At 62.1% G+C, this 10,666-nt stretch carries 12 protein-coding genes; 6 read left to right on the forward strand and 6 right to left on the reverse strand.

The annotated features are described in order from the left end of the window. Window positions 1–610 (forward strand): aldose 1-epimerase family protein (locus tag B3605_RS24640; protein WP_296436799.1); only part of this gene is annotated, 610 nt, incomplete at its 5' end. An 85-nt stretch (window positions 611–695) separates the two neighbouring features. On the opposite strand, the gene B3605_RS24645 is transcribed toward B3605_RS24640, so the two are convergent. After that, window positions 696–1,166: a chemotaxis protein CheW gene (locus B3605_RS24645; protein ID WP_037110830.1), complete on the reverse strand. Its 471-nt coding sequence runs from the start codon at window positions 1,164–1,166 to the stop codon at window positions 696–698. Window positions 1,167–1,632: 466 nt separating this feature from the next. On the opposite strand from B3605_RS24645, the gene B3605_RS24650 reads away from it, so the two are divergent. From B3605_RS24650 to B3605_RS24660, 3 genes are read left to right on the forward strand one after another with little or no spacing between them, the layout of a single operon-like run. Continuing rightward, the gene (locus B3605_RS24650; RefSeq protein ID WP_112944289.1) at window positions 1,633–2,235 is read left to right on the forward strand and encodes an SCO family protein; all 603 of its coding nucleotides are present in this window, start codon (window positions 1,633–1,635) and stop codon (window positions 2,233–2,235) included. A 4-nt stretch (window positions 2,236–2,239) separates the two neighbouring features. Then, complete coding sequence (locus tag B3605_RS24655; RefSeq protein ID WP_112944288.1) at window positions 2,240–3,364, forward strand: FAD-dependent oxidoreductase; 1,125 nt, start codon at window positions 2,240–2,242, stop codon at window positions 3,362–3,364. Window positions 3,365–3,379: 15 nt separating this feature from the next. Continuing rightward, on the forward strand, window positions 3,380–4,258 hold the full coding sequence (locus tag B3605_RS24660; protein ID WP_112944287.1) for a 50S ribosomal protein L11 methyltransferase: 879 nt from the start codon (window positions 3,380–3,382) through the stop codon (window positions 4,256–4,258). Window positions 4,259–4,496: 238 nt separating this feature from the next. Here the strand turns inward: B3605_RS24660 and B3605_RS24665 are convergent, their stop codons facing one another. Beyond that, window positions 4,497–4,646 carry a hypothetical protein gene (locus B3605_RS24665; protein WP_018897591.1) on the reverse strand — a complete coding sequence of 50 codons (150 nt, stop codon included), beginning with the start codon at window positions 4,644–4,646 and terminating at the stop codon, window positions 4,497–4,499. Window positions 4,647–4,931: 285 nt separating this feature from the next. Between B3605_RS24665 and B3605_RS24670 the strand changes: the two genes are divergently transcribed. Beyond that, window positions 4,932–6,767, forward strand: a complete 1,836-nt coding sequence (locus B3605_RS24670) for an aminopeptidase P family protein (RefSeq protein WP_112944286.1) — start codon at window positions 4,932–4,934, stop codon at window positions 6,765–6,767. Between the two features lie 46 nt (window positions 6,768–6,813). On the opposite strand, the gene B3605_RS24675 is transcribed toward B3605_RS24670, so the two are convergent. Continuing rightward, a complete protein-coding gene (locus tag B3605_RS24675; RefSeq protein ID WP_112944285.1) occupies window positions 6,814–7,122 on the reverse strand; it encodes an AzlD family protein in 309 nt (102 codons plus the stop codon). Window position 7,123: 1 nt separating this feature from the next. Continuing rightward, window positions 7,124–7,840, reverse strand: coding sequence for an AzlC family ABC transporter permease (locus B3605_RS24680; protein ID WP_112944284.1), 717 nt, complete (start codon window positions 7,838–7,840; stop codon window positions 7,124–7,126). 133 nt (window positions 7,841–7,973) lie between these two features. On the opposite strand from B3605_RS24680, the gene B3605_RS24685 reads away from it, so the two are divergent. Continuing rightward, window positions 7,974–8,222 (forward strand): DUF2164 domain-containing protein, encoded by a 249-nt coding sequence (locus B3605_RS24685; protein ID WP_047505768.1) that lies wholly within the window; start codon window positions 7,974–7,976, stop codon window positions 8,220–8,222. A gap of 98 nt (window positions 8,223–8,320) precedes the next feature. Here the strand turns inward: B3605_RS24685 and pncA are convergent, their stop codons facing one another. Next, complete coding sequence (pncA, locus tag B3605_RS24690; RefSeq protein ID WP_112944283.1) at window positions 8,321–8,947, reverse strand: bifunctional nicotinamidase/pyrazinamidase; 627 nt, start codon at window positions 8,945–8,947, stop codon at window positions 8,321–8,323. 103 nt (window positions 8,948–9,050) lie between these two features. Next, complete coding sequence (locus tag B3605_RS24695; protein ID WP_183795121.1) at window positions 9,051–10,352, reverse strand: sugar MFS transporter; 1,302 nt, start codon at window positions 10,350–10,352, stop codon at window positions 9,051–9,053. Window positions 10,353–10,666 lie beyond the last annotated feature (314 nt).

The following is a 10,666-nucleotide window of genomic DNA, read 5'->3' on the forward strand; positions in this document are numbered from 1 at the left end:
CAGCGATACGATGTGCCGCTACGAACTTGCGGCGTCGGAGGCGACGAAGGCGGTCTATTCGTTCGATTTCGTGCTTGCGGTGGAGCACAGCCTTGAGGGCCGCACGCTGACGGTCGCCGCAGAGGTGAGCAATCGCGACACGCGGCCGATGCCGTTCGGGCTCGGCTTCCACTCCGCCTTCGTCTGGCCGCTGCCGGGTGCCCAAGGTAGCGATCATGTGATCACGCTGGACAATGGCGCCGAACCCGCGCTCATCCGCCTCTCCGGCGGGCTCTTGTCTTTCGCCAAGCATCCTTCGCCGTTCAAGGACGGACGGTTGGTGCTCGATCACAGGATGTTCGATGAGGACGCGATGGTCTTTCCGGAAGGGGCTGGCGAGGGGCTGCGCTATAGAGCCGAGGGCGGGCCGACGCTGCATTTCAGCTTCGAGAACCTGCCCAATCTGGCGCTCTGGCAGAAGCCCGGCGCACCGTTCATCTGCATCGAGCCCTGGCATGGCATGGCGGCCGAGAATGGCGGCTCCAAGGCGCTTGCCGAGCGGCCCTACAGCCAGACGCTTGAAGCGGGCAAGACCGCGCGCTTTGCCTTCTCCGTCGAGATCTCAGGCTAGGCTTAGGCCGGCTGGCGATTGAAACGAAAACAGCCCGCGACGGATCCCGTCGCGGGCTGTTTTGCATTGAAGCGTTCGATCCGGCTTACGCGGCTTCGCGGGCCAGTTCGTCGGCGATGACGGTGTCGAGGTTGAGGAAGCAGACCATGGTCTTTTCCAGCGCCACGATGCCGCGGCAGAAGGCGCGCTGTTCTTCCGGAATGATTTCCGGCGCCGGCTGCAGGTCTTCGCTCTTGATGGTCATCATGTCGGAGACCTGCTCGACCAGCAGGCCGACCAGCTTGCCGGCGATGTCGGTGACGATGATGGCGGAGCGCTCGGAAGGCTCGGTCATCTTCATGCCGAGGCGGCAGGCCATGTCGATGACGGGGATAACGGCGCCGCGCAGGTTGATCAGGCCGAGAACGTAGGGCGGCGTGTGCGGCATCGGGGTGACCGGCGCCCAACCGCGGATTTCGCGGATCGCCATGATGTCGATGCAGAATTCCTGCTCGCCGAGATGGAAGGACACGATCTCCAAATGAGAACCGGTCTGGTTGATGACAGTGCTATTCATGATCAAAATTCTTCCCAGTTGTCTCCGGCCGGAGCGGCCATGGCTCGTGCGACGCTGCCGCCGCTGAATGCGCCCGCGACGTCGCCCATGAGGCTGCGTGCGGAAGATGATGTCGGATGCGAGGCTGCTGATGCTTCCCGCGGCGTGTGACGGGCATTCATGCCCTCGCCGATATCGAACGTTCGTCTTGTCGATCCCGCCGCGTCTTCAGCCTGTTCGTCAGGCTTCGAGTCGTCGCTGTATCGATCTCGTTCAGTTGTTTCGATTGTTCGCGTGGAGAGGTTACGATTGATTTAACATGTCGCGGGTTCGCGGCAATATCGGGCCCGGTTTTGCAGATTGCGGATGTCGCACGGGTGAGGCAATTCATCACGGCCCGAAAAACGTCTTGTTGAATTGCGTGGCTGCCGGCGACGCGATATCAGGCAAGGGGATGGGATTGCTTTCCCGGGCGAGGAAATTATCGATGAAAACAGTGCGTATCGCCGTGTGGGTTGCCGTGTTCCTGATGGCCGGTATCCTGGGATGGCTGACCTTGAATGTGACGCAGACCAAGGAAGTGGCCTCCGACAGTCCGTTCGGCGTGCCGTTCACGCTTGTGGCGCAGGATGGCAAGCCGATCACCGAGCAGGCGTTTCGCGGCAAGCCGTCGGCGGTGTTCTTCGGCTTCACCCATTGCCCCGAGGTCTGCCCGACGACGCTGTTCGAACTGGATGGCTGGCTGAAGCAGGTCGATCCCAATGGCGACAAGCTGCATGCCTATTTCGTCAGCGTCGATCCCGAGCGCGATACGCCCGAGGTGATGAACCAGTATGTGTCGAACGTCTCCAAGCGGATCGTCGGCATTTCGGGTGCGCCGGACAAGGTGGCCGAGGTGATCAAGGGTTACCGCGTCTACGCCAAGAAGGTGCCGGTCGACGAAAACAACCCCAATGGCGATTACACCATGGATCACACGGCCTCGGTGTTCTTGCTCGATTCCCAAGGGCGATTCTCCGGTACGATCGCCTATGGCGAAAATCCCGATACGGCGGTAAAAAAGCTGGAGAACCTCGCCAACAAGGGATGAGATCATGGCGCCGGGGCATCGCAGCATTCTGATTGCAGGCGCCGGCACGACCGGTCTCACCGTTGCCCTCGAACTCGCCCGACGCGGCTTTCGCCCGCGTGTCGTCGACAATGACATCGGTCCCGTTCCGCTTGCCGAAAGCAGGGCACTCGGCGTCAATGCGCGAACGCTGACGCTGCTTGGTCCATCGCGGGTGACGGATGCCATCCTGCAGGAGGCACAGCAGATCGCGCAGTTTCGCGCGACCTCTTGGGGGAATCGCCTGGCGACGGTCGACACGACGAAGCTGCCGGGGCGCTTCAGCGCCATCTACGCGCTGGCGCAGGGACACACCGAACGATTGCTCTTAAGCAAGCTCGATGATTACGAGGTCGATCCCGAATGGCAGACCGCGATCGAGAAGGTATCCGGCGATGCCAAGCCCGTCGTCACGCTGCGCAAGCCTGACGGCACGGTCGAGACGGCCACATTCGATATCGTCATCGGTGCGGATGGCGCGCATTCGGTGGTGCGCAAGGCTGTGGGCATCGGCTTTCCGGGTGAGGCGCTGGAGAGCAGCTTCTATCTCGCCGACTTTCGCTACAAAAAGGAGATCGACCCGCACTTCATCGAGATGCAGCTGGTCGATCCCGGGATGGTCGGCAGGATCCCGGTCGAGCGCGATGTGCTGCGGTTCATTTCGACGCTGCCGGATTTCGAGACGAAGATCGTCCATCCCGGGCCGGTGGCGGAGCGTCTCTGGGCCTCGGAGTTTCGCATTCATTTCCGGCATGTCGAAGAGATGGCCAAGGGCAACGTGTTTCTGGCCGGCGATGCTGCCCATATCCATTCGCCTGCCGGCGCGCGGGGGATGAATCTCGGGATCGAGGATGCCTGCTGGCTCGCCTATCTGATTTCCGAGGGGCGGGAGGCTGAGTACAGCCGGTTGCGGCTGCCGGCGGTCAAGACGGTGCTGAAGCAGACACGGCAGCTGACAAGGCTGATTGCGATGCGCAATCGACTGGCTATTTCGATCCGGAACCTTGCGGTGCCGGTGCTTTTTAGACTACCTGCATTCCAACGAAGATTGCTGACCGGCGTTGCGGGATACGACACGCCGCCGCCGCCGTGGATCGATGGCGCGTTGTAACGGGAAAGACCGACCTTGAGTGAAATCCGCCTCTATGTGACGACGACAGAAGTGCTGGCCGGGGAAGTGCTCGACCTTTTGTCCGAGGTGTTCGGCGAAGAAGACTTCGCCATCGCCACCACCGAAATCGACGAGAAGAAGGACATCTGGGAAGCCTCCGTCTACATGATGCGCGAGGACGAGGATGACGTTCGCGTCCGCGTCGAGGCGGCGCTTTCCGAAGCGTTCCCGGATATGGCCGTCGAGCGCGAGGTCATTCCCGATGTCGACTGGGTTGCGAAGTCGCTCGAGGGGCTGAAGCCGGTGCGGGCAGGGCGGTTCCTGGTTCATGGTTCGCACGACCGCGACAAGGTGCGCTCCGGCGATATCGCCATCGAGATCGATGCCGGTCAGGCCTTCGGCACAGGCCACCATGGCACGACGGCGGGCTGCCTCGAGGTCATCGACCGCGTGGTGCGTTCGCGCCGGGTGCGCAACGCGCTCGATCTCGGCACCGGCAGCGGCGTTCTGGCGATCGCGGTGCGCAAGCTGAAGAACATTCCGGTTCTCGCTACCGACATCGATCCGATCGCCACCCGTGTTGCGGCCGAGAACGTGCGCCGCAACGGCATCGCGTCGGGTATCGTGACGGAGACGGCGCCTGGGTTCCATTCGACGGCGTTTTCGAACCATGGTCCGTTCGATCTCATCATCGCCAATATCCTGGCGCGGCCGCTGATCAAGATGGCGCCGCAGCTGGTCACGCATCTGGCGCCGGGCGGATCGGTGATCCTGTCGGGCATTCTGGCATCGCAGCGCTGGAAGGTGCTGGCGGCCTATAATGGCGCGCATCTGAGGCATGTGCGCACCATCTGGCGCAATGGCTGGGTGACGATCCATCTCGACCGGCCGTAAGGTCAAGGTTTTAGGCCTGCATTCAAAAAAAGCCCCGAGCGCCTGATTGGCCTCGGGGCTTTTTCATTTGGATCGCTTCACATCGCGACAAAAAGAAAAGGCGGCGCCGATGGCACCGCCTTGCGACCGGTTTCCCGATCATGTCTGCGAGCTTGATGAGGAGGAGTGCTCAAGCAGACGTCTACTTATTCTGATCGCCGCTCCGGTGAGGGAGGAGGAGAGCGGAGCGGCGCGTTGCTCAGAATGCGTAGCTTCTTGCGGCGCCAGCGAGAATGGTGCGGGGGCCTTCGTTCAGCGGGCGACGAGCGCCGATGATATGACGGACAGTCTGGCGCTCGCCAGCCTGTACCGGGCTGCTGTAAGCGGAGCGCGACAGAGAGGCAGTCATTTCAAAATTCCTTTTGTTTCCGGTTCACTTTGAACCATTCGATGAGCGCCTTATAACCGATTGAAAAAATCGAGGCAGAGGGTTTGTCTCATGGGAGCCATGCAGCCAATGCATAAAGCGTGCCAAGCCGGTGAATTGCGCCTCATTTCCGCCCAAATATTACGCGGCTTTCGATCATCGGCGCGACGCGGTTTTTCTCCCGTTCGCGTGAAATTCCGATAACATAGCGGCATTCCGCCTGCCGGATTCGGGTTGAATGTCGGACCAAACATCAGGTTTTTGAGCATGTACCAGTCTTTCGAAGTCACCTCCACGCCACAATTCGGCCGCGATCGCACCTCTGCGCTGCGTGCAAGTTTCGACGAACTTGCGATCGACGCCTTTCTTGTCCCCAGGGCGGACGAGTTCAACGGCGAATATGTGCCGGCCTGTTCGGAGCGGCTGGCGTGGCTGACAGGCTTCACCGGCTCGGCCGGCATGGCGCTGGTGACGCGCACTGAGGCGATCGTGTTCGTCGACGGCCGCTATGTGACGCAGCTTGCCGAGCAGGTGGACGGTTCGGTGTTTACGGGCGGCGATCTCGTCAACGAGCCGCCGCATCTGTGGCTCGGCAATCACGGCGCCAAGGGGCTGCGGCTCGGGATCGATCCGTGGCTGCATTCGGGCGCCGAGGTCAAGCGGCTGGAAAAGGCGCTGGATGCGATTGGCGGCTCGCTGGTCATCCTCCCGCACAATCCGCTCGACAGGCTCTGGGCCGACCGGCCGCAGGAGCCGCTGGGCGCCGTTGCCATCCAGAACGTGGCGCAGGCGGGTATTCTGGCCGATGAGAAGATCGCCAAGATCGCGGCCGATCTTAAAGCCAAGGATATCAAGGCTGTTCTGATCGCCGATCCCTCTTCGGTTGCCTGGATCTTCAACATTCGCGGCGCCGACGTGCCGCACACGCCGCATCCGCTGGCGCGCGCCATCATCTACGCCGACGGCAAGGCCGACCTGTTTCTCGACAAGCGCAAGACCGGGATCGAGCAGGAGGCCTATCTGGCACAGATGTGCGTTCAGCTGCCGCCATCGGCGCTCGAGGAAAAGCTTTCGGCGGTTTCCAGGGATGGCGGCCGGGTGCTCGTCGATCCCGATCTCACCTCCTACGGCCTTGCCAGCATCATTCGCGCGGCGGGTGGCGTCGTGGTCGAGGGCAATGATCCGGCGAAGCTGCCGCGGGCGGTGAAGAACAGTGTCGAGATCAACGGTTCGGCGGCTGCGCATCTGCAGGATGGCGCGGCGATGGTCGAGTTCCTGTGCTGGCTGGCGCAGACCAAGCCCGGCACGGTGACCGAGATCGAGGTCGCCGAGAAGCTCGAGGCGGCGCGTGCAAAGGTCGGGCAGAGCATGCAGAACCCGCTGAAGGACATCTCCTTCGACACGATCTCCGGTGCCGGACCGCACGCGGCGATCATGCACTACCGGGTGACGACCGAGAGCAACCGCAAGCTTGAGGCGGGCGAGCTGTTCCTGATCGATTCCGGCGCGCAATACATCAACGGCACCACCGATATCACCCGCACGGTGGGCGTCGGGATGGTCTCCGAAGAGCAGAAGCGGTTTTTCACGCTGGTGCTGAAGGGGATGATCCAGATCAGCACGGCGCGGTTCCCCAGGGGTACGCGTGGCTGCGATCTCGATCCGCTGGCGCGTATCGCGCTTTGGCGGGCAGGGGCCGATTTCGGCCATGGCACGGGTCACGGCGTCGGGTCCTATCTCTCGGTTCACGAGGGGCCGCAGCGGATCTCCAGGATGTCGACGCAGGAGCTTCTGCCGGGGATGATCCTCTCCAACGAGCCTGGTTACTATCGGCCGGGCGCCTTCGGGATCCGCATCGAGAACCTGATCTACGTGCGCGATGCCGAGCCCGTCGAGGGCGGCGACATGCCGGTGCTGAGCTTCGAGACGCTGACCTTCTGCCCGATCGACCGCAGCCTCGTCATTCCCGAGTTGCTCACCCATGACGAGCTGCATTGGTTCAACGATTATCACGTGAAGACACGCGAGGCGTTGATGCCGCTGATCCATGACCACGAGGTCAAGGCGTGGCTGGAGAATGCGACGCTGCCGCTGGAGTATTGAGAGCTATCGAAATTGTGGGAGGCGGCGACTGTGATCGGTCGCCGCGTCAGCCGCCGATCGTGTGGCGCCAGGCCATGACGACCGCCCAGGCGGCGACCAGCATCCATGTGTGCGAGACGCGCAGGCCGACCAGAAGGGCAACAACAAGCGCCAGCTTGGTTTCCCAGCCGCCGGTGAAGAAGGCGGGGGCGACGAGCGTGGTCAAGACCGCTGCCGGCACGGCGGCGAGGGCCGATTCCATGCGGGGCGGAATGCGCTTCATCGTGGTGATCAGGATATAGCCGCCGATACGCGTCGCATAGGTTGCGACGGCGGCCGCCAGGATGATCAGCAACATGTGGGGATCGAAGGTCACGTCACACCTCGTGCAGATCGGATTCGAGTTCCTGCGCCGTCGGCGGCGGCGGGAACAAAGCGGCAAGCAGGATGCCGGCGGCAGCGCCCAGGCTCACATGCCAGGGCGAGCCGACATAGTGATAGGCGACGACCGATGCGACGGCGCTGACGGCGGCCACGGGAATGAAGTTGTCGCGGTGGCGGAAATCGAGAACGATGCCAAGGAAATAGGCCGGCAGCAGGATATCCAGCCCGATCGACTTCGGATCGCCGATATAGCGGCCGAGCGTGCCGCCGAGCAGGCTGACCAGCGTCCACGGAACATAGATGATCAGGCCGAAGCCGAGATACCAGGCAAAAGTCACCGGCTTTCCGGCTTCGCCGCGCTTCACCGTCTCGGCGAATTGCGGGTCGACGAGCAGGAAGAAGGTGAAGAACTTCTGCAGCTTGGTGAAATGCTTGATGTAGGGCGCGATCGCCGCGGAATAGAGCACGTGGCGGAAATTGACGGCGAGGATGGAGGCGACGATCAGCCATGCCTGGACGTCATGCCCGAAAAGCTCGAGGCCGACCATCTGGCTGGCGCCGGCATAGACGGTGGCGCTCATGAAGGTGAGTTCGAACAGCGACATGCCGTGATCTGCGGCGAGCGCGCCGAACAGCGCGCCAAACGGGGCGGAGGCCAGCGCAATCGGGAAACCGCCGCGCAGACCGTCGATAAAATTCGCACGTGACATCCGCGATCATCCTCCTGGAATTTGGAACCCCTCTAAGGGGCGAGGACTATGGCCGCAAGCGAATTTCCTTGATTGACCGATCGATTTCGCTGAACGGTGCCAAAGCAGTAGCCGTGAAGCCAATGAGGGGACGATGAAGCCGATCGAATTTTCCAAGGACGAGAAGGCGGCGCTGATCGCGCGCATCCAGCACCACTTCGACCGCGAGCTCGACCAGCCGATCGGCCTGTTGAAGGCCGAACTGGTGCTTGATTTCTTCGCCAAGGAGGTGGGGGCCGCCTATTATCGCCAGGGCATCGACGATGCGCAGGCAGCGCTGGCGCGACGCATCGACGACTTCTCGGATGATGTCTATCAGTTGCAGCGCGAGGCGGGCGATTAGAGCCTTTCCGCGTTTCTTCGAAATGCAAAGATGCTCTATCTATTTGTTATGACGTAATTCCGGACGCAAAACCGCGCTACACTTTTGCTGGAATTGCTCTAGTCGCCGATCAGCTGCTCGCTGGTGACGATGTCGATGCCGCTTTGGCGCATCTCCTTGATCGCGGCGGCCACACCTTCCGGCGTGATGCCGCGGCTGGCGTCCTCGATGAAACGCACCTTGACGCCGGGGAGCATTTCGAGCGCATCGAGGGCCGAGAACTTGACGCAGTAATCGGTGGCGAGGCCGCAGAGGTCGAGCTCGGTGACGCCTTGTTCCTTGAGATAGTCGGCGAGGCCGGTTATGGCGTCCTGGTCGTTGTCGCGGAAGGCGGAGTAGCTGTCGACGTGGTGCTTCTCGCCCTTCTGGAAGATCACGTCGATCTCGGGCACCCTGAGTTCGGGATGAAGCTCGGCATCTTTCGTGCCCTGGACGCAATGGTCCGGCCACATCATCTGCGGCTTGCCTGATAGTTCGTGGAGTTCGAAGGGTTGTTTGCCTTCGTGAGAGGAGGCGAAGCTGCCGTGGCCTTCGGGATGCCAGTCCTGCGAGGCGACGATCAGGTCGTATCGGTCGCTTGCGATCAGCCGGTTGGCGATCGGGACCACCTTGTCGCCATCGGGAACGGCGAGGTTTCCGCCGGGGCAGAACCCGTTCTGGATGTCGATCAGCAGCAAGGCCTTCATTGGCAGTTTCTCCACCTATTGTTGCACGGCAACATGCCAAGACGTGTGTGATGGCGCAAGAGTGGAAACGCCCCGCCAGTGCGGCGGGGCGCGATTTTATCGGTCAGGCGTGCTTGGCAACCTGATGGGCAACCGGGCGATGACCCTTGAGCCCGTAGAAGACGATGTATGCGTAGCACACGATCGGCATCAGGAAGGCGAGGTGGATGCCGATGGTGTCGGCAAGAACGCCCTGGAGGACAGGCAGGAGCGCGCCGCCGACGATCGCCAGGCACAGGATGCCGGAGCCCTGGCTGGTGAACTTGCCGAGGCCATAGAGACCGAGCGAGAAGATCGTCGGGAACATGATCGAGTTGAACAGGCCAACGGCGAGGATCGCCCACATGGCGGTGTGACCGGTCGTGAACACGGTGACGAGCAGCAGGATGATGACGGCGGCCGCGTTGAAGGCGAGCGCCTTGCCGTCGTCGACATAGCGCATGGCAACCGCGCCGATGAAGCGACCGACCATGGCGCCACCCCAGAAGTAGGAGACGTAATGGGCGGCGTCGGCTTCCGAGAAGCCGGCGATGTCGGGCTGGCTCATGAAGTTGACGAGGAAGCTGCCGATGCTGACTTCGGCGCCGACATAGACGAAGATGCCGATGGCGCCGAGCACGAGGTGGCGGAACTGCCAGGCCGAGCCACCGCCGACGATCGGTTCGATCTCCTCATCGCCTTCGACCTGCGGCAGCTTGAGGGCCGCGAAGACGGCTGCGAGCACCAGGAAGGCGGCTGCAAGAAGCATGTAGGGGAACTTCACGGCGCCGGCTTCAGCGATCCTGATCGCGTCGAGCTGTTCGGGCGTGGCGCCGGAAACGGCCGCGGTGGCTGCCGACAGGATCAGGAAGGCGCCGAAGATCGGCGCGATCGTGGTGCCAAGTGCGTTGAAGGCCTGGGTCATGGTCAGGCGGCTGGCGGCGGTATCCGGCGGGCCGAGAACGGTGACATAGGGGTTGGCCGCGACCTGCAGCAGCGTGACGCCGCATGCGAGCACGAAGAGCGCGCCGAGGAACAGGCCGTAGACGCGGTAGCTGGCGGCCGGAACGAATAGCGCGCAGCCGATGGCGGCGACGATCAGGCCGAGCACGATGCCCCACTTATAGCCGATGCGCTTGACGATCGCGCCCGATGGCAGCGAGGCGATGAAATAGGCGCCGAAGAAGCAAAGCTGAATGAGCATCGACTGCGTGTAGTTCAGCTGGAAGACGTTCTTCAGATGTGGGACGAGAATGTCGTTCAGGCAGGTGATGAAACCCCACATGAAGAACAGCGATGTCAGCGCGATGAGCGCGAATTGATAGTTGGCTGCCGGGGACGACGACGCCGACGTCTTCGCAGCATTGCTTGTTGTTATACTGGCCACTTTGGAACCTCCTGTTGTGGACGCCGGGTATTTTCCTTTGAATGCCGTTGTCAAAACGGGCCGGCGGTGGCTCGGCGGGGCGCTCTGGGGGAAGCGTGCAGCAAGCCACGGTGCGTCATATATGCGCAATTCTCAGATTTCGATAGTATTCAAAGTGTTTTGTTGTGCTTTGCAGTAAAATGTTTCGCATTTGCGAGATGAGGGGTGGGGCAGAGGGTGTTTTTGGGGGGCGGGGGCGGTGTTTTGGCGTGAGGGCCCTCTCAGTTGTGCCGTGTGGCGCCCCCTCTGTCCTGCCGGACATCTCCCCCACAAGG

It is taken from the genome of Rhizobium sp. UBA1881, assembly GCF_002338015.1.
Classification (GTDB): Bacteria; Pseudomonadota; Alphaproteobacteria; order Rhizobiales; family Rhizobiaceae; genus Rhizobium.

Coding starts and splice junctions, on each gene's coding strand:
- B3605_RS24680 (WP_112944284.1), bottom strand. CDS start 7,840: ATGTCACGTGCGAATTTTATCGACGGTCTGCGCGGCGGTTTCCCGATT.
- B3605_RS24655 (WP_112944288.1), top strand. CDS start 2,240: ATGGCGCCGGGGCATCGCAGCATTCTGATTGCAGGCGCCGGCACGACC.
- pncA (WP_112944283.1), bottom strand. CDS start 8,947: ATGAAGGCCTTGCTGCTGATCGACATCCAGAACGGGTTCTGCCCCGGC.
- B3605_RS24650 (WP_112944289.1), top strand. CDS start 1,633: ATGAAAACAGTGCGTATCGCCGTGTGGGTTGCCGTGTTCCTGATGGCC.
- B3605_RS24670 (WP_112944286.1), top strand. CDS start 4,932: ATGTACCAGTCTTTCGAAGTCACCTCCACGCCACAATTCGGCCGCGAT.
- B3605_RS24665 (WP_018897591.1), bottom strand. CDS start 4,646: ATGACTGCCTCTCTGTCGCGCTCCGCTTACAGCAGCCCGGTACAGGCT.
- B3605_RS24645 (WP_037110830.1), bottom strand. CDS start 1,166: ATGAATAGCACTGTCATCAACCAGACCGGTTCTCATTTGGAGATCGTG.
- B3605_RS24685 (WP_047505768.1), top strand. CDS start 7,974: ATGAAGCCGATCGAATTTTCCAAGGACGAGAAGGCGGCGCTGATCGCG.